The sequence below is a fragment of the Peptoniphilus sp. oral taxon 836 str. F0141 genome, from assembly GCF_000179335.1.
GTDB lineage: Bacteria > Bacillota > Clostridia > Tissierellales > Peptoniphilaceae > Peptoniphilus_A > Peptoniphilus_A lacrimalis.
Map to the genome: position 1 here is coordinate 1 of NZ_AEAA01000122.1, position 26,870 is coordinate 26,870.

General features: G+C 28.5%; 28 protein-coding genes. 5 read left to right on the forward strand and 23 right to left on the reverse strand.

From position 1 onward, the window contains the following. Positions 1 to 21 precede the first annotated feature (21 nt). From mutS to yfcC, 9 genes are all read right to left on the reverse strand, one after another. Positions 22 to 1,395 (reverse strand): DNA mismatch repair protein MutS, encoded by a 1,374-nt coding sequence (mutS, locus tag HMPREF9131_RS08770; protein WP_369744399.1) that lies wholly within the window; start codon positions 1,393 to 1,395, stop codon positions 22 to 24. Continuing rightward, a complete protein-coding gene (locus HMPREF9131_RS08775; RefSeq protein ID WP_232202598.1) occupies positions 1,392 to 2,624 on the reverse strand; it encodes a hypothetical protein in 1,233 nt (410 codons plus the stop codon). The genes mutS and HMPREF9131_RS08775 overlap by 4 nt, the downstream gene beginning before the upstream one ends. Then, the gene (gene miaB / locus HMPREF9131_RS06835; protein WP_009346103.1) at positions 2,617 to 4,020 is read right to left on the reverse strand and encodes a tRNA (N6-isopentenyl adenosine(37)-C2)-methylthiotransferase MiaB; all 1,404 of its coding nucleotides are present in this window, start codon (positions 4,018 to 4,020) and stop codon (positions 2,617 to 2,619) included. Before miaB ends, HMPREF9131_RS08775 begins: the two co-directional genes overlap by 8 nt. An 80-nt stretch (positions 4,021 to 4,100) precedes the next feature. Next, positions 4,101 to 5,477: an NAD(P)/FAD-dependent oxidoreductase gene (locus HMPREF9131_RS06840; protein WP_009346126.1), complete on the reverse strand. Its 1,377-nt coding sequence runs from the start codon at positions 5,475 to 5,477 to the stop codon at positions 4,101 to 4,103. An 11-nt stretch (positions 5,478 to 5,488) separates the two neighbouring features. Further along, positions 5,489 to 6,055, reverse strand: a complete 567-nt coding sequence (locus HMPREF9131_RS06845) for an HD domain-containing protein (protein WP_009346125.1) — start codon at positions 6,053 to 6,055, stop codon at positions 5,489 to 5,491. A gap of 105 nt (positions 6,056 to 6,160) precedes the next feature. Then, complete coding sequence (locus HMPREF9131_RS06850; RefSeq protein WP_009346102.1) at positions 6,161 to 7,573, reverse strand: alanine/glycine:cation symporter family protein; 1,413 nt, start codon at positions 7,571 to 7,573, stop codon at positions 6,161 to 6,163. A gap of 18 nt (positions 7,574 to 7,591) precedes the next feature. Beyond that, positions 7,592 to 8,518: a glutaminase A gene (gene glsA / locus HMPREF9131_RS06855; protein WP_009346105.1), complete on the reverse strand. Its 927-nt coding sequence runs from the start codon at positions 8,516 to 8,518 to the stop codon at positions 7,592 to 7,594. A gap of 153 nt (positions 8,519 to 8,671) precedes the next feature. Beyond that, positions 8,672 to 9,868, reverse strand: a complete 1,197-nt coding sequence (gene iadA / locus HMPREF9131_RS06860) for a beta-aspartyl-peptidase (RefSeq protein WP_009346123.1) — start codon at positions 9,866 to 9,868, stop codon at positions 8,672 to 8,674. 9 nt (positions 9,869 to 9,877) lie between these two features. After that, positions 9,878 to 11,590 carry a putative basic amino acid antiporter YfcC gene (yfcC, locus tag HMPREF9131_RS06865; protein WP_009346109.1) on the reverse strand — a complete coding sequence of 571 codons (1,713 nt, stop codon included), beginning with the start codon at positions 11,588 to 11,590 and terminating at the stop codon, positions 9,878 to 9,880. Between the two features lie 335 nt (positions 11,591 to 11,925). On the opposite strand from yfcC, the gene HMPREF9131_RS06870 reads away from it, so the two are divergent. The 3 genes from HMPREF9131_RS06870 to yfcE are packed head-to-tail and all read left to right on the forward strand — an operon-like array spanning position 11,926 to position 13,699. Then, positions 11,926 to 13,041, forward strand: coding sequence for a sodium ion-translocating decarboxylase subunit beta (locus HMPREF9131_RS06870; RefSeq protein ID WP_009346111.1), 1,116 nt, complete (start codon positions 11,926 to 11,928; stop codon positions 13,039 to 13,041). A 10-nt stretch (positions 13,042 to 13,051) separates the two neighbouring features. Next, positions 13,052 to 13,177, forward strand: a complete 126-nt coding sequence (locus tag HMPREF9131_RS08295) for an OadG family protein (protein ID WP_004823935.1) — start codon at positions 13,052 to 13,054, stop codon at positions 13,175 to 13,177. Next, positions 13,178 to 13,699 carry a phosphodiesterase gene (gene yfcE, locus HMPREF9131_RS06875; RefSeq protein ID WP_009346106.1) on the forward strand — a complete coding sequence of 174 codons (522 nt, stop codon included), beginning with the start codon at positions 13,178 to 13,180 and terminating at the stop codon, positions 13,697 to 13,699. Positions 13,700 to 13,849: 150 nt separating this feature from the next. Here the strand turns inward: yfcE and HMPREF9131_RS06880 are convergent, their stop codons facing one another. The 9 genes from HMPREF9131_RS06880 to der form a co-directional block, all read right to left on the reverse strand. Next, positions 13,850 to 14,737, reverse strand: coding sequence for an RluA family pseudouridine synthase (locus HMPREF9131_RS06880; RefSeq protein WP_009346100.1), 888 nt, complete (start codon positions 14,735 to 14,737; stop codon positions 13,850 to 13,852). Continuing rightward, the gene (gene lspA, locus HMPREF9131_RS06885; RefSeq protein WP_004824015.1) at positions 14,737 to 15,195 is read right to left on the reverse strand and encodes a signal peptidase II; all 459 of its coding nucleotides are present in this window, start codon (positions 15,193 to 15,195) and stop codon (positions 14,737 to 14,739) included. Before lspA ends, HMPREF9131_RS06880 begins: the two co-directional genes overlap by 1 nt. A gap of 10 nt (positions 15,196 to 15,205) precedes the next feature. Further along, positions 15,206 to 15,982, reverse strand: a complete 777-nt coding sequence (locus HMPREF9131_RS06890) for a YlmH/Sll1252 family protein (RefSeq protein ID WP_009346117.1) — start codon at positions 15,980 to 15,982, stop codon at positions 15,206 to 15,208. Beyond that, on the reverse strand, positions 15,976 to 16,425 hold the full coding sequence (locus tag HMPREF9131_RS06895; protein ID WP_009346101.1) for a cell division protein SepF: 450 nt from the start codon (positions 16,423 to 16,425) through the stop codon (positions 15,976 to 15,978). The genes HMPREF9131_RS06890 and HMPREF9131_RS06895 overlap by 7 nt, the downstream gene beginning before the upstream one ends. A gap of 14 nt (positions 16,426 to 16,439) precedes the next feature. Beyond that, positions 16,440 to 17,126, reverse strand: coding sequence for a YggS family pyridoxal phosphate-dependent enzyme (locus HMPREF9131_RS06900; protein ID WP_009346110.1), 687 nt, complete (start codon positions 17,124 to 17,126; stop codon positions 16,440 to 16,442). A gap of 13 nt (positions 17,127 to 17,139) precedes the next feature. Continuing rightward, a complete protein-coding gene (locus tag HMPREF9131_RS06905) occupies positions 17,140 to 18,339 on the reverse strand; it encodes an HlyD family efflux transporter periplasmic adaptor subunit (RefSeq protein WP_050784468.1) in 1,200 nt (399 codons plus the stop codon). A gap of 106 nt (positions 18,340 to 18,445) precedes the next feature. Next, positions 18,446 to 19,453: an NAD(P)H-dependent glycerol-3-phosphate dehydrogenase gene (locus tag HMPREF9131_RS06910; RefSeq protein WP_009346115.1), complete on the reverse strand. Its 1,008-nt coding sequence runs from the start codon at positions 19,451 to 19,453 to the stop codon at positions 18,446 to 18,448. Continuing rightward, positions 19,450 to 20,040 carry a glycerol-3-phosphate 1-O-acyltransferase PlsY gene (plsY, locus tag HMPREF9131_RS06915; protein WP_009346124.1) on the reverse strand — a complete coding sequence of 197 codons (591 nt, stop codon included), beginning with the start codon at positions 20,038 to 20,040 and terminating at the stop codon, positions 19,450 to 19,452. The genes HMPREF9131_RS06910 and plsY overlap by 4 nt, the downstream gene beginning before the upstream one ends. Further along, entirely contained in the window at positions 20,037 to 21,356 is a 1,320-nt protein-coding gene (der, locus tag HMPREF9131_RS06920; RefSeq protein WP_009346098.1) for a ribosome biogenesis GTPase Der, read from the reverse strand. The genes plsY and der overlap by 4 nt, the downstream gene beginning before the upstream one ends. 133 nt (positions 21,357 to 21,489) lie before the next feature. On the opposite strand from der, the gene HMPREF9131_RS06925 reads away from it, so the two are divergent. After that, positions 21,490 to 22,269, forward strand: coding sequence for a threonine/serine exporter ThrE family protein (locus tag HMPREF9131_RS06925; RefSeq protein ID WP_009346114.1), 780 nt, complete (start codon positions 21,490 to 21,492; stop codon positions 22,267 to 22,269). After that, positions 22,266 to 22,733, forward strand: coding sequence for a threonine/serine exporter family protein (locus tag HMPREF9131_RS06930; RefSeq protein ID WP_009346112.1), 468 nt, complete (start codon positions 22,266 to 22,268; stop codon positions 22,731 to 22,733). The genes HMPREF9131_RS06925 and HMPREF9131_RS06930 overlap by 4 nt, the downstream gene beginning before the upstream one ends. On the opposite strand, the gene HMPREF9131_RS06935 is transcribed toward HMPREF9131_RS06930, so the two are convergent. From HMPREF9131_RS06935 to HMPREF9131_RS06955, 5 genes are all read right to left on the reverse strand, one after another. After that, the gene (locus HMPREF9131_RS06935) at positions 22,728 to 23,891 is read right to left on the reverse strand and encodes a TraB/GumN family protein (RefSeq protein ID WP_009346116.1); all 1,164 of its coding nucleotides are present in this window, start codon (positions 23,889 to 23,891) and stop codon (positions 22,728 to 22,730) included. The two genes, HMPREF9131_RS06930 and HMPREF9131_RS06935, sit on opposite strands and share 6 nt — an antisense overlap. A gap of 160 nt (positions 23,892 to 24,051) precedes the next feature. Next, the gene (locus HMPREF9131_RS06940) at positions 24,052 to 25,035 is read right to left on the reverse strand and encodes a hypothetical protein (protein WP_009346113.1); all 984 of its coding nucleotides are present in this window, start codon (positions 25,033 to 25,035) and stop codon (positions 24,052 to 24,054) included. Between the two features lie 2 nt (positions 25,036 to 25,037). Continuing rightward, complete coding sequence (locus tag HMPREF9131_RS06945; protein ID WP_232202599.1) at positions 25,038 to 25,751, reverse strand: DNA repair protein Rad50; 714 nt, start codon at positions 25,749 to 25,751, stop codon at positions 25,038 to 25,040. Positions 25,752 to 25,836: 85 nt separating this feature from the next. Further along, entirely contained in the window at positions 25,837 to 26,265 is a 429-nt protein-coding gene (locus HMPREF9131_RS06950) for a SoxR reducing system RseC family protein (protein WP_009346108.1), read from the reverse strand. An 11-nt stretch (positions 26,266 to 26,276) separates the two neighbouring features. Continuing rightward, the coding region (locus HMPREF9131_RS06955) for an amino acid--tRNA ligase-related protein (RefSeq protein ID WP_009346121.1) at positions 26,277 to 26,870 on the reverse strand (594 nt) is incomplete at its 5' end.

The window sequence follows — 26,870 nt, forward strand, 5'->3', positions numbered from 1 at the left end:
GTCTAACAAAACAATTGACATTTAGATCTCCTTTGATTTTTCTATTATTCCATTTAACATTTTAAAAGCATCCATGGGTGAAAGATTATTTATATCAATATTTTTAACTTTTTCGATAAATTTGTCTTTTTTTATGTCAAAAATAGACTTTTGTTCAAAGTTATCAATTTTGAAATTTTTATTTAATTTATTTTTGCCCTTATTATTTTCTAAAGAATTAAGTATGTCCCAGGCTCTTTTTATAATAAAATCATCAATTCCTGCAAGTTTTGCAACATCAATCCCATAAGAATGATTTGAAGGTCCATTAATAATCTTTCTTAAAAAAATGATATCTTCCTCTTCCTTTTTTACTGCTATAGATAAGTTTGAAATAGATGGGTACTTTTCTTCTAGAGAGCAGAGTTCATGGTAATGGGTAGCGAATAAAGTTTTTGCTTTAAGGTTAGTTGCAATGTATTCAAGAATAGCATAAGCTATTGAAAGTCCATCATATGTTGATGTACCTCTGCCAACTTCGTCTAATATTAATAAAGAGTTTTTACTTGCGTTATCAATAATATTAGCTACTTCTTTCATCTCAACCATAAAAGTAGACTGACCCATAGCAAGGTTATCAGAGGCACCTATCCTTGTAAAAATTCTATCTAAAACACTAATATTTGCATATTCACATGGTACAAATGAACCAATATGAGCCATTATTGTAATAAGAGCAACCTGACGCATATAAGTAGATTTACCCGCCATATTAGGACCTGTGATTATATGAATTAAATTTTTATCGAGGTCTAAATACGTATCATTTGGCACAAAAAGTTCATCCTTATAATTTTCTTCAACTATCGGATGTCTACCTTTTTTAATATCAATTAGTCCTTCTTTGTTTAATAGAGGTCTTTTGTAGTTGTTTCTTCTTGAAACCTCTGATAATGAAACCAAAACATCAATAGCAGATATAATCTTTGATAAATTTTGAAATTTAATAATATTTTCCAGCAAAAAGTTTTTTAATTCACTCAAAATTTTACTTTGCAATCTCAAAGCCTCATCTTTAGAAACTAAGAGTTTTGATTCCATTTCTTTTAGTTCTACCGAAAAATATCTTTCACTTCCTACTAAAGTTTGTTTTCTTATATAATCACTAGGAATTTGACTTATATTAGACTTAGTAACCTCAATAAAATATCCTAATATTTTATTATATTTAATTCTAAGATTTTTAATTCCTGTTTTCTCTTTTTCTTTCTTTTCAAAATTTAAAATCCAATCTTTTCCTTCTTCTTTAGCTGAAAAAAGTTCATCTAGTTCCAAAGAATATCCTTTTTTTATTACCCGTTCATCTTCAATTATTGCTGGAGGATCATCAATAATTATCTGGTCAATTTTTTTCAGAGATAAAAAGCTAAATTCTCGATTTTAACAGATAGATTTTTTAAGTTATTATTATTTTTACCTAAAAGTTTCTTTATTTCCAAGGATAGATTAATAGTTTCCTTTATGGAATTAATTTCCTTAGGATTTAATGTCTTGTTAGAAATTTTAAGGCTTAATCTTTCAATGTCATATATATTTTTAAGTCTGTCTTTTATATCTTCAGTAACTAATAAATCACTATTGAAATCTTCTATATGATTTAACCTATCTTCTATTCTGTCAATATTTGTCAATGGACTAGAAAGCCATTTCTTGAGAAGTCTTGAGCCCATTGACGTTTTACACTTATCTAAAATTTCAAGAAGTGAACCTTTTTTGTTATTAGTATTAAGACCCCTTAATAATTCTAAGGTTCTTTTTGAATTTTCATCTAAAACTAAATTTTTATAATAATCATAATAGTTAAAATTATTTATGTGATTAAGATGGATTTTTTGAGTTTTGAATAGGTAATCTAAAAGTATTTTAATAGCAATATTATCTGATAAGTTTTTTTCATTAAATTTTTTTTGACCAAGATCACTTAGGTTTTCACATACCAGTTTCCCAATATCAATATTAACAATATCAGTATTCTTGTAATTAGTTATAAAAAAATTATTAGCTAAAAATTTATTTAATGTTTTATCTATATCTTCATTTACAAGTATTTCAGAAGGCATTATCCTATAAATTTCATCACGAACGCTACTAAATAATGATTCTTCATCAAGAAAAGTTCTATAAGTATAATAAAGTTCACCCGTAGAAAAATCTGTATATGCAATATACATATCATATTTTTTTAGATATACTGCCATTAAATAATTATTTTCGTCACTTTTTAAAAATTCACTATCAGTAAAAGTCCCTGGAGTAATAATTTTTGTAACTTGCCTTTTAACTAAACCTTTTGCAAGTTTAGGATCTTCTACTTGGTCGCATATTGTAACCTTATATCCCTTATTTATCAGTTTAGAAATATAAGTATGAGCAACATGATAAGGAATACCACACATTGGTGCTTTTTGAGCAAAACCAGCATCTCTTTTTGTCAGAGCAATTTCTAGCTCTTTAGAAGCCAATATTGCATCATCAAAAAACATTTCAAAAAAATCTCCTAACCTAAAAAATAATATAGAATCAGGATATTTTTTCTTAGTTTCTAAATACTGTAGCATCATCGGCGTAGGTTTATTGTTATTCAACTTTCACACCTTCCATAGCAAAAGAATTAACAGAAGTGATTTTTACATTCACAATCTTACCAATATCTTCAGCAGACCCATTAAAATTAACTAATTTAAACTCATCATTTCTTCCTGAAATTTTTCTTGAATCTTTTTTAGAAATATCTTCTCCCAAAACTTTAACAGTTTTATTAATAAATTTCTTATTTTTTTCGTATTGAATGGGATATAAAATATCAAGAAGTTTTTGAAATCTTTCGTGTTTTATTTTGTCAGGAACTTGATTTAGACTTTTAGCTGCTGGGGTACCACTTCTCATTGAATAAAGAAAAGTAAAGGAAGTATCATATTCCACCCTTTTTACAAGATCAAGAGTTTCCTCAAAATCTTCTTCAGTTTCTCCTGGAAAACCCACCATAATATCAGTAGAAAGTGCAATATCAGGATTTACTTGTCTAATTTTATCTATTTTTCTTAAATAATCCTCTTTAGTATACTTTCTGTTCATTAGCTTTAATATTCTTGAAGAACCAGCTTGCACAGGAAGATGCAAAAAATTACACAAGTGGTCTAAATCCCTAAACGCATATATCAATTCATCAGAAATATCTTTTGGATGAGAGGTCATAAATCTTATTCTTTCTACACCCTTAATATCATTAATTCTATATAATAATTGTGCAAAAGTAGTCTTATTCTCCAATCCCCTACCATAAGAATTTACATTTTGCCCTAAAAGAGTAATTTCTTTTGAACCTTTATCTATTAGTGATTTAATTTCATCAACAATTTCATCAGCTTCCCTGCTCTTTTCTCTTCCCCTTGTATAAGGAACTATACAAAAAGTACAGAAATTATTGCATCCATACATTATATTTACATAGGATTTGTAAGAATATAATCTATTTGCACCCAAATTATTATCTAAGTCTAAATACTTATTTTGTATATCCATTGAAAGTTTTTGACCATTATAAGACTTATACAGAAGTTCAGGTAACTTCCAGATGTTATTTGTTCCAAAAATTATATCGACATTTTCAAACTTTTCTATAACATAATCTCTTGAAGCTTGTCTTTGCATCATACATCCACAAACTGCAACTTTTAAATTTTTATTAGTTGTCTTTAAATGCTTAAGACTTCCTAACTGACCATAAACTTTATCTTCAGCACTATGTCTAACTGAGCAGGTATTTAAAATAACTAGATCGGCTTCATTGTCGTCTTCTATTAGTTTGTATCCCATTTTTTCAAGGAGCCATTTTATTTTTTCTGAATCATGTTCGTTCATTTGACATCCATGAGTAATTACTTTAGCCTTTAGAGAATTTTCACTAATTTCCTCCATTTTTCTTATATATTCATTTACACTATCTTGTGAAGTCTTTATTAAATCTATATTTGAATTCAAAATATCCCTCATTTCATAATACTTAATTATACCATAAAGGCTTAAAAAAAGAGAGAACTTTAAGTTCTCTGCCTATAATTTTAAAAATTTTCATTTAAATATCTAGCAACATATACACCACAAGCTGAAGCTTGAGATAATGAATGAGTGGCTCCTCCACCATCTCCCACAACAAATAGACCTTTTTGTGTCGTTTCAAAATTATTATCAGTTTGTACTTTTGAATTGTAAAATTTAACTTCTACTCCATATAAAAGGGTATCATCGTTTGCCGTACCAGGAGCAATTTTATCTAAAGCATAAATCATTTCAATTATTGAATCAAGCTGCCTTTTCGGAATAACAAGAGATAAATCACCGGCTGTTGCCTGTAAGGTTGGGACTGTAAAACACTTATCCATTCTTCTTTTGTCACTGCGACGTCCTTTTACCAGATCGCCAAATCTCTGTAACAAAACTCCTCCACCAAGCATATTAGATAGTCTAGCTATAGACTCACCATAACCATTAGAATCTTTAAAAGGTTCCGTAAACTTATTGGAAACCAGTAATGCAAAATTCGTGTTTTCAGATTGCAATTTTTTATCAGCATAAGCGTGACCATTTACGGTAATAATTCCATTTGTATTTTCTGCAACAACTTGTCCATAAGGATTCATACAAAAAGTTCTAACTAAATCATTGTAACCCTTAGTTTGATAGACTATTTTAGATTCATACACTGCATCAGTAATATGTTTAAAAACTTCAGCAGGTAGTTCTACTCTAACTCCAATATCCACTTGATTAGAAAACAAACCAATATTGAAATTCTTACAAATTTTAGAAATCCATTTAGAACCAGACCTACCTGAAGCTAAAATTAGCTTTTTAGATGAATAAACCTGACCCTTATCAGTTGATACAAAATATTTACCATCTTTATAAGATATATCTGTTGCCAATGTCTTAAATAGCATGGTAACATTATTTTTGGTGTAAGAAAATATTTTTTCTAATATTTTTACATTTCTATCTGTACCAAAGTGACGAACTTTTGCATCCAATAAATGTAGGTCATTTTTTAAAGCAAAAGTTTTTAAATTAGAGTTAGATGTTGAATACAATTTTGATTCTCCTTCATCGAAAGAACACAAGACACTATCAACATATTCCATTAATTCAATAGATTTTTCTCTGCCTAAATATTTATGCATTTCACCGCCAAAATTTGTAGTTATATTATACTTACCATCGGATAAGGTACCTGCACCCCCGTAACCATTCATAATGTTACAGGGTACACAACCTATACAAGTTTTAACCCTTCCAGTCTTAATGGGACAAACTCTATTGAAAATATCATTTCCCTTATCTATAACTAAAATCTTTAACTTACTTTTCAATTTTGTAAATTCATAAGATGCAAAGACACCACTTGCACCATTACCAATTATAATAATATCAAAATCATTCATACTACATCCTCTTAACCAAAATATTTATCTAATAAATTTAAAACATAATCATATAAAGCTTTAGATGAGTTTCTAAAAGGTTTTATCCTATTTATAACCATATCCTTACTAATACCAGCCTCTTTCCATGTTCCACCATTATTGTAATAATTTAAAAAAATAGGTAAAATTCTATCAATAAGATTAGCAAATTTACTTTCTTCAGTTTTTGCTTCTTCAAACTCATCGTAGAGATTTCTATAGAAAACAGCCTTTTTTCCACTTAATATAGAAAATATTCTATCAGCAGACTTCTGTTCTCTTTCGTATTTTGTTTTATAGCCTAAAGTATCATAAGCAAAAGTATCATCTGCATCAATTTCTACTAAATCATGTACCAAAAGCATTCTTATCACTTTATTCTTATCAATATCATTATCTGCATAATCTTCTAAAATCATGGAAGAAATAGCCACATAAAAACTATGCTCAGCATCATTTTCTCTTCTGTCATTAGATAGGTTTATGCTTCTCCTAAAAATAGATTTCATTTTGTCTACTTCCAAAATAAAATCTAAATCATTTCCTAAATCTTTCATATTCTACCCCTACCTCAAGCTATATTTTAACATAGATTACAATTTATTATAAATATTTTATAAAAAAAATCTGCCGCTAATAGCGACAGATTTAATAAATAAAAATTATTTCCAAAAATCTAATTCTTCTGTAATTCCAATATCTTTATAGTGGAATACGGGATTTTTGCCAGAATCTTTTTGTTTTTCGTAGTCTTTTAAACAATCAATAGCCTTCTTACCTAATATTAATATTGTTGGTAAGTTTATTATAGCCATAATACCCATTAATAAATCAGAAATATTCCATGCAAGATCAGCTTCTTGAACTGTTCCGAATAAAATAATTACCGCAGCTAATATTCTGTAACAAACCATGAATTTTTTACTTGGCTCTTTTCCATTAATATATGCAAGATTTGTATCTACATAGAATAGATTTCCGATAAGAGTTGTAAATGCAAATAACACTAAAGAAAATACAATAAAGTGATATCCGAATCTGCCTAAGAAAGTTGACAATGCTTCTTGAACATATGGTGCACCACTTAATTCTTCTGTAGGTGCTACTCCTGAAGATAGACACATAAAAGCTGTGGCTGTACATATTAATAATGTATCTATAAATACAGATAACATTTGTACCAAACCTTGTTTTACAGGGTGGGATACATCTGCTGAAGCTGCAGCATTAGGTGCAGAACCAATACCTGCTTCGTTAGAATACAAACCTCTCTTAATACCATACATCATAGAAGAACCTGCAATGGAACCAAAAATTGCCTTAAAGTTGAAAGCGTCAGAGAAAATTTTTGAAAATACTGTTGGTATATAAGTGATATTAAGTATAATCATGACTATGGCAACTAATATATATATAACTCCCATAATTGGTACCAAAGTTGAAGCAAATTGAATAATTCTTTTTCCTCCCCCTAAGATACAATATGCTGTTACAAGAGCTAATACAATACCAATAATCCAAGGTGTAACATTTGGCTTATAGAAATCATAAGCTTTAAATGCAGTTTGTAAATTAAAAGCTGCAAGCATGTTAAATCCAACAGCATATGTTAATATTAAAGATATAGAGAAAATAATACCTAAAGTTCTATTTTTTAAAGCTGTTTCAATATAATAGGATGGTCCACCGTAGCTATTGCCATCTTTATCACGTCTTTTATATATTTGTGCTAGTGTAGATTCAATAAATGCTGATGCTCCACCAATTATAGCAACGATCCACATCCAAAATACTGCTCCGTATCCTCCCAGACAGATAGCTGTTGATACACCAACAATATTTCCTGTACCAACTCTTGAAGCAGTAGAAACCATTAAAGCTTGAAAAGATGAATCTGAACCTTCCTTATCTGGTTTTTCTAAAACAACACGTATTGATTCTTTAAAAAGTCTTCCTTGTAAAAATCCTGTTCTAATTGTAAAATACAATCCTATTGCTAATAATAAAATAATTAAAATTGGATAATATATCCATCCATTAATTGGTTCAATTATAGAATTTAACAAATTTACCATATTTAACCTCCATTGATTTTAATAAATATTTAAATTTAATTCCTTTGAAATAGATTCCAGCATCCTTGTGCCCACATAAGAATTTCCGTGGGAATCAAGTCCTGGACAATAAACACCTATTCCATATCCAGCTTTTGAGGCGGTAACAATTCCACCACCAACCCCACTTTTAGCAGGTAAACCTATTCTAATGGCAAAGTCACCGGAATAATCATAAGTTCCACAAGTAGCCATGAGTGTCCTTATAATTAAGGCATGTTCTTTATTTAAAATTTGATTACCTGATAAATCTTTACCATCTCTTGATAATACAAAAGATAAATAAGATAAATCATGTGCATCCACTAAAATGGAACATGATTTGAAATATGTGTTTAGTAAATCATCGACATTGATATTCTTATCTATTATGTCTGAATTTAATAACATATAAGTTAAAGCTCTATTTGCGAAAGCACTAGAATTTTCGGAATTATATATACTTCTGCTATAATCAAGCTTATCATTTCCAATAATATCTCTTGTGCGGTTTAAAATTAAATCAAATGTATTATTGCCATATTTTTTTTGCAATAGTGAACAAGCAACTATAGCACCCGCATTAATAAAAGGGTTTACTGGTATATTTTTATTAGATAATTCCAATTCTATAATACTATTGAAAGGCTTTGAAGATGGTTTTACACCTATATATTGTTTGATGTAATCAAACTCATGGTTTTCCAAAACACATAGGTAGATAATAATTTTTATTATACTTTGTATAGAAAATTTATATCTACTAGAGCCTATTTCATATAACTTGCCATCAGGAGAAATTAGAGAGCAACCTGCCTTCGTTTTATCTTCTTTTGCAAGCTCTGGTATATAATTTGCTGGAAGACCTGCGTCAGTATATGTAATAGCGTAATCATATGCTTTGGTTAAAACTTTATTTAAATCCAATTATTTCACCTCCTTAAAGATAATTACAAGCTAATTGTACTCTATAAGCTTTAATATAACAAGATATTTTTTTATTTATAAATATTATCTATTAATATTTATAAATAAAAAAATCCATAAACCCCAAAAGAATTTATGGATATATATAACTTATTAATTTTTACTAGCCTTTTCGAAAACTCCAAAAACTGTAGGATTTCCACCTTTCACCATAATTTTACCCTTGGCAATAACCATATCAATATCCAAAGTTTTCTCATCTAACAAGCATAAATCAGCATCATAATTTTTTTCAATCTTGCCTTTATTTTTTAATTTTAAAATATTTGCAGGATTTACAGTTATAGCTCTAATAGCTTTTTCTAAAGGAATATTTTCTTCAAAAACGCACGCTTTTATTGATTCAAGTAAGCATGAAGATGTTCCAATTCCAATTCCCTTATAATTACCCTTATTATCAAACATAGGAAAAGAACCTTGCCCATCTGAAGTTAAGGTGAAATTATCTTCACTTATTCCTTCTTCAAAAACTCTTTTTATTGCTTTTGAAACTTTCACTTCACCATATAACTTTTCCCATAAATCAGGGTCTGAATTACCTGTAAAATCAATTATTCCACCTTTTTTTGCAAATTTAATACCTTCCTCAAATAAATATGCATTTCTATTTATATGAGTTGGCCAAAATTGACTTATTGGTATTTCAGTCTTTTCCACAACTTCATTTATTAGATCCAAGCATCTTTTACCATCACCTAAATGAACATTAATTATGCCTGCTTTACCAGAAAGAATGCCTCCGACTCTTGTGTCTGCAACAGTCTTTACAAACTCATCAAAACTTGGTTGAGATGACCTATGGTCTGATAAAGCAATTTCACCTATCCCAATTATTTTATCAATAGCCATAATGTCATTAATTAAATTTTCAGTTAAAGTTTTTATGGGAAGTCTATAGTTACCATCAAAAACAAATGTAGTTATTCCTTCCTCTTCTAATGCTCTTGCTTTGGATAAAAGAGCATTCATATCTCTTCCAACACCATCTGTTCCTAATACGCCAACTACTGTTGTAACCCCAGCTTTTGTTAATATACTTAGTGTAGCTTCAGGAGTTCTGTTAGAAAAACCTCCCTCTCCTCCTCCGCCAAGTATATGAACGTGACCATCAATAAATCCTGGAACAAGAATTTTACCTTTACAATTAATTTCTTCAACATCAAATTTACCATTAGAAGAAATTTCAATTTTATCATCAATGGCTATTATCTTATCATTAACAATTAAAACATCTTTTTTTCCCAATTTATCAGGATTATATACGGTAGCATTTCTTATTATTTTAAACATTTTATCACCTTATTGAAATCCTATAGCCATTGCTATACATATGAACGTGATTCCTATAATCATGAAAAATCCTTGCATCTTAACTTGAAACTTAAACCATTTACCCCAATCAATGCCAGCAACTCCTAAAACTCCTATTAAACTTGCGCTTACTGGTGTAAATGCATCAACAAATCCTGCTCCCAATTGATAGCATAATACTGCAACTTGTCTAGAAATACCGACTATATCAGCTAAAGGTGCCATGATTGGCATTGTCAAAGCTGCTTGTCCTGAATTAGATGTAACAACAAGGTTAAATAGACTTTGGAAAATATACATTCCAATAGCTGCTATAGTTTTTGGAACTCCATTTAATAGATTTCCGACATTATATAATATAGTATTCAAAGTTGAAGGAATATTTGCATCTGAACCACCCAAAATTAATAAGATTCCTTTAGCCATACCTACAACCATAGCAGTTCCTGCTAAATCAGCTACTCCATTTTGAAAAGCCTGAGCCATTGAATTTATAGTCATATCATTTAACTTAAAAATAATAGCAATAAATCCAGCTACAAGTCCCATAACAAAAAATTGTGAAGCTATTTCAGGTATATAATAGCCTTTTGAAGTAACACCCCAAATTATCCATATAAGCCCTAACAGAAGTTCTAATAATATTAACTTATGTCCTAATTTAAATTCCTTTTCTTCTTCACTCAAATTTTCATTGGAAATTCTAAAATGTGCATCTTTTTCATGCATTGGAGAAAGACTAGGATTTTTTCTAATCTTTTCTGCATATCTCATTGTATAAGCAGCCGCTAATATTGTTGTTACAAACCACATAACCAAACGAAATCTCGCCCCAGATAATACAGGAACTCCAGCTATACCTTGAGCTATGGCAACAGAAAAGGGACTCATCCATGAAACAGCATTACCTACTTGACTAGCTACATAAGTAACAGTTACAGCAACTATTGAGTCATAACCTAAAGCTATAACGAAAGGAACCATAATCATAGAAAATGGTATAACTTCTTCTGCCATACCAAAAGTTGCTCCACCTAATGAAAAAAGTATAAAAAACATTGGTATAGCCATTCTTTCAAAGCCTTTAGCCTTAGATATAAAAGCATAGATTCCCGCATCTACTGCACCAGTTTTCATTATAATACCGAATGCTCCACCCACAACAAGTATAAGTGCAGCAACACCAACTGCGGTACCATATTTATCTCCTGAAACTAAACCTTCAAACACATAATTTAAAACACCAAAACCGCCAAAATCTTCAGTTCCCCATAATTTTGCAGTTTTATGAAGCTTAGAACTTGTATCGTATATTTTATCTCCATAAATAGAATATAAAACATCATCAGTTATACCTGCTTCAGAAAGTGCATCAATATCAAGTTCATCTTTGCCAATAAGTTCGCCAGCTTTTTGGGAATCAATTCCCAACTCTTGTACTTTTACATTATCATTTAAAAGTTCTGGCAATTTACTCTTTATAAATTCATCATTTAAGGGATATGAATATCTAAAAGTACCTTCAATTAATACAGTTTTGGTTTTTGTATCACCATTTGCATCTATGTACTCAATATCGTGAGTAGAAAACTTTCCTGCTGGAACTAAAAAAGTCAGAATCCATGAAAAAATAACTACACAAAAGATAATTGCATATGTATGCGGAGTTCTAAATTTTGTCAAATCTCTATTCTTTTTCATTAAATCACTCCTTTACAATAAAATGAATAGGATAACATTTTTATTAAATTATAGCAAATTTTTCCTAAAATTACTAAATATATATTTAATTGAATAATTCTTTATAATCATCATTTCTAGTAAATAAAAAAATTAAGATGTAAATTTAAAAGATAAATACTTATTTAAAGAAATTAACATTATAAAATATGTTTAAATAGAATTTAAATAGATTATCTATATATAGGTGCTATTTAAATCTTTAAAATTACTTTGATAATATCATAATTTCAAAAAAATAATATTATCTTGAGAAAAAATTCAATTATAGATATAATTAATCGTTAGGAGGTATTATGGAAATATTATTACAAGGTATAATTAATTTACAAGTAAATCAGATAATTATGTTTATTATTGGAGGGTTATTAATTTATTTAGCTATAGGTAAAGAATATGAGCCTTCCTTATTATTACCCATCGGTTTTGGTGCAATAATTTGCAATATACCCTTTTCATCAGCAATTGGTGATGAAGGTTTTTTGACAATATTATATAATATGGGAATTGCAACTGAACTTTTTCCTGTCTTAATTTTTATCGCCGTTGGAGCTATGATAGATTTTAAACCTTTAATCTCAAGTCCATTTATGTTATTTTTTGGAGCTGCCGCTCAATTTGGTATTTTTGCAACTATGCTTTTTGCCTTATCTACAGGTAGATTCACTTTACCAGAAGCAGCATCAATTGGTATTATTGGAGCCGCTGATGGACCTACTTCAATTTATGTAGCAAAAACTTTTGCTCAAAATTATTTAGCTCCCATTTCTGTTGCTGCATATTCTTATATGTCTTTGGTACCAATTATTCAACCACCTGTTATCAAACTATTGACTACAAAAAATGAAAGAAAAATTAGAATGAAGTACACAAGTGTTGAAGTTCCAAAAATTGTAGAAATTTTATTTCCAATTTTTATAACAATAATTGCAGGAGTTTTAGCTCCAATGTCTGTAGCTTTGATAGGTGCTTTAATGTTTGGTAATTTAATTAGAGTCTGTGGTGTTTTAGAAAGACTTTCACTTTTTGCCCAAGATGGACTAGCAAATTTAGTAACTATTTTATTAGGCATAACTATTGGTGGAACTATGAAAGCTGAAGCCTTTTTAAATATAAACACTTTAATGATAATGGCAATGGGACTTGTTGCATTTATATTCGATACTGCCGGAGGAGTTATTTTTGCAAAAATTCTTAATTTATTTTTAAAACATAAGATTAATCCTATGATTGGTGCAGCTGGTATTTCTGCTTTTCCAATGTCTGGTAGAGTTGTTCAGCAACTCGCTACAAAAGAAGACCCCACAAACTTTATTCTTATGCAAGCAATGAGTGCAAATGTTGCTGGTCAATTAGGATCTGTTGTTGCTGGCTCCATGATTTTAGCACTTGTTCCAATGATAATGAGGTGATTAAATGTATATGGATTTAATGAAACAAGGATTTGAAGTTGCCTTTCTAGGATTAGGTGGAGTTTTTCTTGTATTAATATTATTTTATCTTTGCACAAAGCTCATGCTTAAAATTTTTACAAAAAAGGATAGTTAAATGAAAATTGGGGTATTATCAGACACGCATGGGTCCTTGGTACAAACTAAAAAAGCTTTGGATGCTTTAGGAAAATGTGATTTGTATATTCATTTAGGTGATGTACTTTATCATGGTCCAAGAAATCCTTTGTTTAAATCATACAATCCACAAGAATTAGGAATTTTTTTAAGGGATAAAGAAATTACTTATATTAAGGGTAACTGTGATAGCGACGTTGATTGCATGTATACTGGTAAAGATATAAGCAAAAAAGAAAGATTTTTTAATTTGGGAAAATTAAAGATTTATGCCGTTCATGGATATGAAGAATCTTTAGAAGAAAGAATAGAAAGAGCAAGAAAATTAGGGCCGAATGTGCTTTTATTCGGTCATAGTCATATTAAAATGCTAAAAGAGGATAAGGGACTAGTAATAGTAAATCCTGGTTCAACTTCTTTACCGAAAGATGGAAGTCCGTCCTGTGCTTTATATGAAAACGGAAAATGGAAGTTAATTCAATTAAGTGAAGATTATAAATAGTAATAAAGTTTTTAATTAAAAGTAAAGGTCTTAATATGTTCAAACATTAAGACCTTTTTATTATTAAATAAAACTTATTAAGCTATTGTTATTTATTATAAAATGAAATTTTTTATTAGAGAAAGATCAAAGATATATAAAATAAATAATTTATTTGATTTTATCAATAAATTTTTTAAATCTGATAGGAAATTCGTCTTTAAATTCCATTTTTTGATTTGTAATAGGATGATTAAAAATTAGCTTATATGAATGTAACATCTGTTTATCAATCTTAAAGCTATTTTTTCTCCCATAAATAATATCACCAAGAACAGGATAACCAATATATGCCATATGAACTCTTATTTGATGGGTTCTTCCTGTTAAAAGATTTATATTTAAAAGGGAATACTCTTGAAATTCCTTAAGTTTTTTATATTTGGTAATGGCTTGTTTTGAATTTTTATAAACTACTGCCATCTTCTTTCTATCATTTGGGTTTCTACCTATCGGCTCTTCTATAATTCCACTTTCTGGGGTTTTACCATGAACAATAGCTAAATAATATTTTTTAATTTGTGAATTTTTAAATTGGTCTACTAAATTTATATGAGCCTGATTGTTTTTTGCTATTATCATTAACCCTGAGGTGTTTTTATCAAGTCTGTGTACAATTCCAGGCCTTAAAGGGTCCAAATTTGAAAGTTGGTTTTTAAATTTATATAAAAGTCCATTAACAAGCGTGCCACTACTATTTCCTGCCCCTATATGAACTACTAAATCCTGAGGCTTAGAAATTACAGCAATATAATCATCTTCATAAATAACATTAAAATCAATTTTTTCGGCAAAAGGTTTACTATCTTTTGGATACTCAAGGCTTATTACATCATCCTCAGAAAGTTTATAACCCGCCTTAACATTTTTATTATTTACAAGGACTTTTTCATTATCAATCAAATTTTTAATTTGTGAACGTGAAAGGTCAACAAGTTTTGCTAAATATACGTCAAGTCTTTGCCCAAAATTTTCCTTGTCAACTTTAAAAGTGTCCATTAATTACCCTTTCTTTCGTAATAAATACTATATAGAAAAGCCAAAATACATCCACAAACAATAAAAGCATCAGCAAAATTGAAAACTGCAAAGGAATATCCAAAAATATTAGTGCTTATAAAATCAACTACATACCCTAATCTGATTCTATCAATAAAGTTTCCGATAATTCCGCCTATCACCAAAGCACTAGCTAACTTAGCAAGTGTTGACATTATACCGTAGTATTTTATTAAAAAAATAAAAATTAAAATTAAACTTACTATAGTAATTATTGTGAAAAAAATTCTGGCATCTTTTAATATGCCAAAGGCAGCCCCAGTATTTTCTGTATATATAAACCACATAAAATTATCTATAATAGTTAAATTCAAACCATCATATAGATATTTTACTACTAAAAATTTTGAAAATTGGTCAATCATTATAAAAATAATTGATAGTAACGCTACAAACATCCTTCCTCCGCTATTTTGGTATTTTTATCTGACAAAGATACTTATCTTTTTTTGTTGTTTTAAGAATTTTATGAAAAATAATTCTACCATATTTTTTAACTGATATTACATCTGATTCTTTTAATTTATATGATACTTTATTTTCAGGTGTAAAATTTACTTTCACTAAGTCTTTAGAAATAATATCATTAATTTTTGATCTAGAAAGATTTAGTGCTTGTGATAAAAATGTATCAAGCCTCAAAGACGATGTAACAATATCCTTATAAAAATATTCTTTTATTGGTAAAACATCTGTTGATTCTTTCAAACATACCTTAACATTATAATTAGAAATTTTTTCCAAATTATAAAGAATAAAATCCTTAATTTCAATTTTAACAAAAAAATAAGTGAATTCTTTTCCAATTAAAATATCACCTATTTTTCTTCTATCTATTCCCAAACCTATGAGCGAACCTAAAACATCTTTGTGCTTGATCCCAACAATAGTGGGAAACTTCATCGCACAAATAGATTCACTTTTTGGTCCATGCAAAAATGAGGGATACATATTAACTACTCCATATTCATAATCATCATATCCCCCATCAAAAGAATAACCTATATCAAGTGAGTTTAAAATACTTTTTGCTAAACTCAATTCATGTGGATTTAAAAAATCGCTTGAATTATCAATGTAAGATTTAAGTACAACAAAAGCTTTATCTAAAACTTTTTTCAATTGATATAAATCATCTGAATTATTAATGTTATTTAAAAGATTTTCCTTATTTAATTTTACCAAGGAAACATACCATTGTTCTTTAAAGTTTCCTTTAACCCATCAATTTCAACATTACTTGGTGCTAAAATAAAGATGTCTTTATTTACTTTTTGAATACTTCCATCTAAAGCATAGATAGCTCCATTAACAAAGTCAAATATTTGTCTTTTTACATCGGTATCTAATTGTTCAAAATTTAAAACAATAGCTTTTCTTTGTCTTAAATCATCAACAATTAAAGGAGATTCATCATAAGATAAAGGTTCTTGAACTGTAATTACAAGCCCTAGTGTAGAAGATGTCTTTGTTTTAGTAGAGTGTTTATAATTTGTACTTTCAATAGGTGCTCTATCTTCATGTGTTTCTGGTTCTTCTTGATAATCATCTTGATAATCATCATAATAAGCTTCGTCATCTGCGAACCCAAATATTCTCTTTAGCTTATCAACTGTTTTTTCTGCCATAAATATCCTCCTAATTAATAGATTCTTTTCCCAAAGATTTTTGTGCCAATTCTTACCATATTTGAGCCCTCTTCTATGGCTATTTGATAATCTGAACTCATACCCATTGATAAGTAATCCATTCTGACACTAGATATATTTTCTTTAATGATTTTTTCTTTCATTTCAAACATTTTTCTGAAGAGTCTTCTCAAATATTGTTTATCATCAGTATTTGGAGCTATTGCCATAAGTCCTCTTATGGATATATGCTTGAAATCCATTAAATTATAAATAAATTTAAGAGTATCCTCATATGCTATTCCGCTTTTTTGTTCCTCATTGCCTATATTAATCTGTATAAGGCAATTAACTTCAATACCATCTGAGCCTGCTCTTTTATCAATTTCCTTAGCCAACTTCAATGTATCTAAGGATTGAATCATATATACTCTATTATATATATATTTTACTTTATTTGTTTGTAAATTGCCAATCATATGATAATTTACAATTGGACCGAGTTCATCAATCTTTGATTTTAATTCTTGTACTCTATTTTCGCCAATATCTGTTATCCCCAAATCAATGGCTTCTTTTATAACATCAGTTTCATGATTTTTAGTTACAGCTATTAAATTCACATCTTCATTTGTCAAAGAATGCCTTTTAGCCTTTTCTATTTCTTCCATAACAAATTTCAGATTATCTTTAACTGACATAAGCCCTCCTGACTCAATTTAAAATACGAGATTCATCAACTGTTCTTGGACTTAAAACAACAGCATCATTAATAGTCAATGTTTTATAAGTCTTATCTGCGACTTCTATTAATGATTGCTTGTTTCCTCTGTTAATAAAAACTTTATCAGCCTCTTCTCTTATTATATCAACTGGAACAAATTTAACAAGTCCCTTTATTTCTTGTACATATATACCCATTAAATTATTTCTCTGTATAAGACAAGACTTTGGTATAATATAGCCCCTTGTTTTATCAACAATGATTTTACCTTCATGAATTCTCTTATTATAAATATTATCTATGGAGTCATCTAATGATATTAAGATTGTTGCATTCTTTTGACTTCTGATAATATTTAATACCTTCCCATTAAGTATATCTAAATTATTAATTTTTATCTTAATATTATCTCCTTTTTTATAATTATTTATAAGAGATGCCTTTTGGATTTTAGCTACCACTTCATAAGTAAAATTATCTATTAGTTTAAACATAGGATAGTCTTTTTTTACTTTCAATTTTAAATTATTTTTCTCTACTTTAAAATTTTTATCCAAGTAATCATATGTGAATTTTGAAAACTTATCTGGAGAAAAATAATCTTCAAGTCCATCTATTTCATAAGACACTATCCCAGTAAATTCAGCCCTATAAGAGATATTATATTTTGAAATCTCTTTCTCTAAAGAATCCCTTTTACTTAATAGTTTTTCCTTAGACATACCTAAATATTCTTTTAAATCAGAAATACTAAATGTATTAGTAGCATCCATATCTAGGGCATTAATTTTTTCTGTAGCCCCCTGGAAGTTTTTATTTAAAATATCTTTTTGTATATCTCTATCAAAATTAACTTTTTCACTAACTTCTTCATTTGAATCTTTATTTTTTAAAGCAGCTTTAACTTTTTGCAACTCATCTCTTAAATTTGAAACATCCTCCATAAGATTAATGCTTGCTATTTCATAGCCAACAGCTACCTTTTGACCTTCGCTGGCATTAAAAATTGCAATTCCATCTCCGCCTGCTTTATAAACTTTTTCATTTAAAACATTATAAAAAGTCGTATCTATGTCATTTTCATAAGTGGTTAAAGTTGGAAATACAGTATTGTATGACTTGTAGGTTTTACCTTTAATAATTTTTATAAAAAAACCAAGTATTAATACAAGTACAATAAAAATTAGTATCCTTTTACCAACCTTTTTTTATTTTTCACTTTTTTTTTATTCAAAACTACCACCTAAAGTATTACTAATAATAGATAATTATAACATAAATGAGTATTTTTTAACATTATTCAAAAAAAATTTGCTCAATTTCTTCTTTTTTCTTTCTTGTCATTAAAATATTTACCGCTTCTTTTGGGTCTTTATTATTATATAGGACTTGATACAAGCTTTGACTTATCGGCATTTCTATTTGATACTTTTTTGCAAGTTCATAACAAGATTTTGTGGTTTTTATACCTTCCACTACTTGACCAACTTCTTTTATAGCTTGGTCTATAGATTTACCTTGACCAATTAAAATTCCAGCTCTTCTATTTCTTGAGTGCATAGAAGTACAAGTTACAATCAAATCTCCCATACCAGTAAGACCATTAAAAGTATGTGGATTTGCCCCTAAGGCTAATCCCATTTTACTCATTTCATACATTCCTCTAGTCATTAAAGCTGCTTTTGTATTATCACCAAATCCCAAACCATCGCTAATTCCAGCAGCCAATGCAATAATATTTTTTAAAGCTCCACCAATTTCAACTCCAATTAAATCGGTATTTGTATAAATCCTAAAGGTATCAGTGGAAAATTCCTCTTGAATAATATTTGCATAATGAGAATCTAGTGAAGCTGCTACAACAGTCGTAGGAATATCAAAGCCAACTTCTTCTGCATGAGACGGACCCGACAAGGCAACAAAAGGATTTTCAGGTAAAATTTCCTTACAAACTTGCGAAATTCTATCTAAAGTATCAACTTCTATACCTTTTGATAAATTAACAATTATTACATCTTTATCAATAAAATTTTTCAATGAACTTAAGAGGCTTCTAATGGCAGAAGTAGGTACTGCTAAGACTATAATTTCAGCATCTCTTACAGAATCTTTAAAATTATTATAAATAGAGATAGTTTTTTCAAACTTTGCTCCAGGTAAATATTTTGAATTTTCTTTATTTTTTTCTATATCTTTACATACTTCTATATTTCTAATATAAAAACTTACTTTGTGTCCCTTGTTGGAAATAAGCCTTGCCATAGCCGTCCCCCAAGAGCCACCACCAGCAACTGTAATATTCATTTCTTACCTCCAATTTTATTTTCATTCCCATTGAACAATCGAACAATGTTTGACTTATGCCTAAAAATACCCATAAGACAAATTAATATAACAAAAATATTTGATAAGTTAGAAAATTTTCCAAAAACAATATAGAAAATAACCGAACTTATAAAAAATAATATCGATCCTAAAGAAACATATTTAGTAATTAATACTGTAGATAGCCAAATTAGGTATGGAATTATTGTTAATTTGACAGAAATTGCGGCAAAAGCCCCTAAAGTCATTGCCATTCCCTTTCCACCTTTAAAATTCATATATATGGGAAAATCATGACCAAGTATGCCGCAAAATACCGCATAAAATATTAATTCTTGACCAAAAAATTTTTTAATAATAAGAACTAAAATTATACCTTTTAAAAAATCTATAAAAAAAGTTCCTAATCCTCCACCTACACCTAAAACTCTAAAAGCATTAGTAGTACCTGCATTACCAGAACCTGCATTTCTAACATCTTTTCCTAGAAATAACTTCCCAATAATAAAGCTTCCAGATATACTACCTATCAGATAAGAGATGAGAAAAATCAATCCATATTTCATGCTTTTTCGCCACGATTTTTTAAATCTAAGATTATTGGTGTTCCTGTGAAAGAGAATGCTTCTCTTATTTGATTTTCCAAATATCTCATATAAGAAAAATGAAATAATTTTGAATCATTTACGGACAATAAAAATCTTGGTGGTCTTACAGAAACTTGTGAGCCATAATATAGCTTTCCACGTCTACCTTTATCAGAAGGAGGTTGATTGTTTAATACAGACCTATTTAATATATCATTTAATACGCCTGTTTGAATTCTATGATTATAATTATTATCAACAAGTTCAATCAAGCCTAACAATTCTTCAACTCTTGTACCTTTCATAGCAGAAATAAAAATAATTGGTGCGTAGGATAAAAAAGGAAGTTCTCTTCTCACATCTGCTTCAAAATTTTTCATTGTGTAGGTATCTTTTTCTATAGCATCCCATTTATTGACACAAATAATCATTGCCTTATTGTTATCATGTGCAAAGCCAGCAATTTTTGAATCTTGTTCAGATATTCCTTCAGTAGCATCCACTAAAAGAAGGCAAACAGAGGACCTTTCAATAGCTGTTAATGTCCTTATAACAGAATATCTTTCAACACTTTCCTTAATCTTTTTTCTTTTTCTTAATCCTGCAGTGTCAACAAAAATATATTCGTTGTCTTTATAACTTATTTTAGTATCTATAGCATCTCTTGTTGTACCGGCTATATTTGTTACAATTGATCTTTCTTCCTTGGATAAATAATTAAAAAGTGATGATTTACCAACGTTTGGTTTTCCTATTATTGAAACTCTTATAAAATCATCCTCATTATCTGCAACATATTTATCAATAGATTTTGTTACCTCATCTAATAGATCTCCTAGACCAGTACCCTGTTCAGAACTTACTAAATAGGGTTCCCCAAGACCTAACTCAAAAAAGTCATATATATTTTCTTTAGTTTTTTTTGCATCACATTTATTAACTGCAAGTATTACTTTTTTATTAGATTTTCTTAAATAATTTGCAATTTCTCTATCTGTTGGACTTACACCCTCAATTCCATCAGTTAAAAAAATAATTACTTGACTTGTTTCAACAGCAATATCGACTTGTGCTTTTATACTTGACATAAAAATATCTTCATCTTTAAGATCCAATCCGCCTGTATCCACAAGTAAAAAAGAGTAATCAAGCCAAGAAGCTGTTTGATAAATTCTATCTCTTGTTACTCCAGGAGTATCTTCTGTGATGGAGATTTTCTTTCCCAATATTTTATTAAATAATGTTGACTTGCCAACATTTGGCTTTCCTATAATTGAAACTACGGGTATTTCCATGTAATCACCCCTTTGAATTTATTATAACAAAGAGATTAATTAGATTCAATTTACTTTTTAAAAGTCAATAAAATTATGTTAAAATAATCTCAATTGTGATTGTGAATGTTATAATAGCAAAGGAGGTTAAAACATGACAAATGAAATTAATGACAAACAGAGCGTAAAAAACTTAATGAATTTAGCTATTTACGCAGGAAGTTTACTAATTTCTAATGGAGCAGAATCTTATAGAGCTGAAGATACTGTTGAAAGAATGGTTTCAAGCACACATGCACCTGATAATGTAGATTGTTATGCCCTACCAACTGCCATATTCTTATCTGTTATTTATAAGGGTGAGAATATTTCAATATTCAAGAAAATTAAAGTATCTGATACAAATATGAAAAAAATTGATATGATAAATGCTTTTTCTAGAAGCTTTGTCAAAAACAATTATAATTTAGATGAGGCTTATGAATATCTGAAAAAAATCGAAAACTATAAAGAAAGTAAAGGAAAAGAAGTTTTGGCAGGTGCTATAGCAACTTCTTTCTTCACAGCTCTTTTTGGTGGAAAAAGTAGTGAATTTATATCTTCATTTTTTATAGGGGCAATTATATCTTACTTCATTATGAATTTCTCAAAATTTAAGCTTTCATTTTTTATAAATAATGTTGTTTCGGCCGCGCTTACGTCTATTTTAGCTATAATATCAGTTTATTTAGGACTAGGTAAAGATTTCGATAAAATAATAATAGGAGTAATTATGTTAATTGTCCCTGGCCTTGCTATTACAAATGCCTTAAGAGATATTATGAGTGGTGAATTTATAACGGGAGCAATAACCTTAGTTAAGGCTGTTTTTATCGCATTAGCCATAGCAATTGGCGTTGGTATTGGCCTTAAGCTTATGAGAGGTATAATATGAAATATTATATAATACAGTTCTTTTTAGCAACTTTTGCCACCTTGGGCTTTACAATGTACTATAAGGTACCTAAAAAAGCCATAGTAACAACTTGTATTGTTAGTGGTTTAATGTGGGTTCTTTACGAATATAATCTTAAAAATACACACTCATATTTAAAAAGCGGTTTTATCGCCTCTTTTGCCATAGGTATTGCAGCTGAAATATGTGCATATTTTTATAAAAAACCTGCTACTTTATTTTCACTGCCTTGTTTGATACCAATAGTTCCTGGTGCTGGTATGTACTATATTATGTATTACTTTATCGAAAATGATTATGAACAAATGAACAGAAATTTAATTCAGACACTTTTGGTTGCGGCTGCATTATCAATGGGCATCGTTTTTTCACAGGCAGCAGCAAAGTTTATAAAAAAGATTTATAGAAGATATAAAGAATTAAAAAATAAGGGAGCTTTATAAAGCTCCCAATATATTTTTTATTATGCTTGTACCTGCAACAATGGTCCCTATAGATGATCCTAAATTCGCTGCTATAACAATTAATAGTGCTTTTAAAAATTTATTAGATAAAATTCCCTTAAGTGAAAAGATATCTTTTGGCACATTATTTACATCTTCAACAGTTGGTTTTCTAATTGAGGCTTCAACTAAGCCTGCAAACCATCCACAAGCTAAAAATGGGTTTAATGAAGTAAATGGTGCAGCGATAAAAGCTGTCAATATGCTCAAAGGATGTCCCAATGAAATAGCTGTAAATAAGGCTGCTAAAACAGAATTATAGATAAACCAGGATTTAATCTGATCAATTCCAGTATTAATATTCTTTGTAAAACCATAAATTATAAGTAATATAATAGCGATAGGAATTATCCACGGAATAATTTTTGAAAAAGTCGTCTTTGGTGGAACTTCATCTAATTCTTTAATATCATATTCGTTGAAAATTTCCTTCTCTACTCCAAGACTGTGAGCAGCCCCTAATATTGCAAGAATCTTTTTGCCCTTAGCATTTTTTATTTTATATGCTAAATACTTATCCCTTTCATGAAGTAGAACTTGAGCAATTTGTGGATATTCCTTACCCATATCAATTACAACATTTTCTAAATTTTCCCTTTTTATCAATTCTTCCAAATCCTCTTCAGAAATATCATCACTTTCATCTTTTGCAAAAATCATAGAAAAAATGAATCTACACTTTTCTTTAAATTTCATTTTTCTCCAAATTCTCATAAAAGTAGTTTTAATATTTCTATCTGCCAGAACTAAATTTTTGTTCAACTCATTAGCCGATTTTATACCTTGCATCATTTCTGCACCTGGTCTTGTGTTTAATTTTTTAGCAATATTGGCTTGATAAGCACTTAAAACCAAATTAACAATAAGTAATGTAACTTTTTTATCTTTAATCACATCAATTATATTGGTATTTTTCCAAGCTTTTGGATTTGTAATATTTTTATATCTATCCTTATCAAGTTCTACACAAATAGAATCCGGATTAAATTCCTCTATTGTTTCTTTAACTAGCTTTACACTTTCTGTTGAAACATGTGCAGTTGGTATTAAAACAATTTCTTTGTCTTTATATTTTAGATTAATTAAATTTTCTTTCATTTTCGCCTCACTTTAGATATTTTAGCATATTTTTATCTAAACAGTTAATAAAAATAAATAATAAACCCTCCTTTAATTAATAATTTACAAGGTAGGTTAACCTGCTAATAAAAAGACCATATCTTTAACAAAAAATTGATAAAGATATAGTCCAAAATAATTATCGGCTTACTTGATTATCAATATAAAAGCTATTCCCCTTTGAATCATAATAATTTACTTTATATTCTTTATTATCTTTTACATTAGACATTAATTTTATGCCATTATCATCTTCTAAAATCCTCTCATTTTGCAAATCAGAAGTCTTCAAAAACAATAGATGACTAGCACTTGTATTTAATATATCATAAGAAAAAACTCCAAGAAGATCAACATCTTTTAAATCAGGTTCCTCAATAGCTTTATTATTTTTTAATTCTCTTATTTTCCCTTCTAAGCCTTGTGTAAATTTAGAACCCTTATTATTAAAATTTATTATTCTTAGATCATTAAATAAGTTTAAATATTTACTCTCACTAACTAAAATTTCATAAGCTTCATTATTTATATTATTTAAATCAGTATAATCTTTTAAAAGTTTAGCTTTGACAAGATAATTGCTACCTTCATCTAAATAATTTAAAACTCCAATGTATTTTAAAATGTTAGTATTATGTTTTGAAATCTTTCGATTTAGATTATTATTGAAAGTATATTCCAAATATATTGGCAAAAAATTAAGATTACTAACTATTTGCTCATCATTTAAATTATTTGATATAAACAAAGAATTCAATGGGCTTATAGTTTGAGTAAGATTGCCAACATTATTTAAATATAAATTACTATTAACATTTTTAATATCTAGATAATTAATATTGGTCTTAAGTTCATCAATTTTATCCTTATTTGCTATTACATTAAAATTATTTAATTCTGTTTTTAAATTATCTATTTGAATATTCTTATTAGATAAAATCTCTTTATTGTCATTAATGTTAGAATCAATTTTGTCTATTTTTAAATCAATTTCTTTAATTTGCTTATTCATAGAAAAAGTAGATTTAGGATTATTTACAAAATTGTTATAGGAAAGATATAGTAAAAAACCACTTACTAAAACAATAAAAATATTAACAATATAAGTTAAGGATCTTTTCATAATTACTCCAATGAATTCAGGATGCCTAAATTCCCATAATAAGTTTTCATTAATTCATAAATATTATTTTTCAAATATTCAAGATTTTCTGAATTCAGATCACCTAATTTATAGGAAAGGTCTTCCATTTTTTTACATAAATTTTCTAAATTCACTACCGAAGCATATAATTCATATATAGGTATATTTTCATTTTCAGAAAAAAACTTAAGAGCTGACGAATAATAGGCATATATAAATAAATATAAATTTAAATCCTTCTTATCAGCATTCTTATTTTTTAAATAAAAGATGGCACCATCATTTGCTTCATCAATAAATTTATTGATTTTTAAATCATTTACAATATCCTTATACTGTTCGTAGTTAATATCTTCAGATAATGAAGTAAAATTACTCATAGTTGAATCAAAAATTTCATTTGTATATATACTACCATCATAATATTTATGGTAATTTTTAACTAGCTTTCTTAAATTATCAAGAATATCTTTATTTTCATTTTTCTTTAACATAGAAAAATTTCTTAACTCTTCTTCTTGAGATAGATTATAATCGTATCCAAATTTTTCTTGAAATTCACCAGATAAGTTATCATAAGTTTCTTTAGCAGTGTTGAGATTATATTTAATTTTATTTAACTCTTCAGTTTTTTTATTATATTCTTCTTTTTTTGACCTCAGAATATCCTCTTTATCATAAGCTCTCTTATTCATAAAAACAGTGAGTAAGTTAATTAATAAAGTCAACATAAAGAAAAATATAAGAGGTTTAATATATTTATTTTTTTCCATATATTATCTATGCTCTATATTTTCTTGCACTTACATAATTATCTCTAACTGACATATGTTTTTTATCATAAAGACTAATAAACTTATATGCCGTAAGCATAAAGACTAAACCAATCAAAAATGAATAAACATCATAGTTTTTTAAATTAGTTTTTGAAAGAAAATAATATGAAATACAAGTTCCTATAAATAAAAACAAAAGCGGTAATCCATAAACTAATAGAAAATAACCTAGAACATTTCGGGAATTAATGTGCACTTCAACTACATCTCCCTCTTTAGCATCAATAAGATTGTTAACTTTAACTATTTCTGTTTTACTTTCGGCACACGCTGCATGACAAGATGCACAAGAAACCCCACAAGGACTTTCTCTAGATACTTCAACATACATATAACCACCTACAATACTTTTAACTATTCCAAGTTTTTCCATTAAATCACCTTTTATTCTATAACTTTTATATGGACTTCCTCAAGCTGTTTTTCACTTAATTCTGTTGGTGCTTCAGTTAATAAACAAGTTGCAGATTGAGTCTTAGGAAATGCAATGACATCTCTGATATTTTCTGCACCTGTAAATAACATTGTAAGTCTATCAAGTCCATAAGCTAAGCCACCGTGTGGTGGTGCTCCATATTTAAACGCTTCAAGCAAAAATCCAAACTTTTCTTTTGCATCTTCATCAGTAAATCCAAGTGCTTTAAACATTTTCTTTTGAATTTCTTGGTCATTAATTCTTATAGAACCCCCGCCCATTTCATCTCCATTTATAACTATATCATAGGCCTTAGCTCTAGCTTTTTCAGGATTAGAAAGAATTATATCAAGATCTTCATCTTTTGGTGATGTGAAGGGATGGTGTTTTGCTACATACCTTTTTTCATCTTCATCATATTCAAATAATGGGAAATCTGTTATCCATAGCATTTCATAAGAATTTTTATCTATAAGATCTAAATCCCTAGCTATTTTATTTCTCAAATTACCTAAAGAATCATAAACGACTTGGTCCTTACCAGCTACAATTAATATTAAATC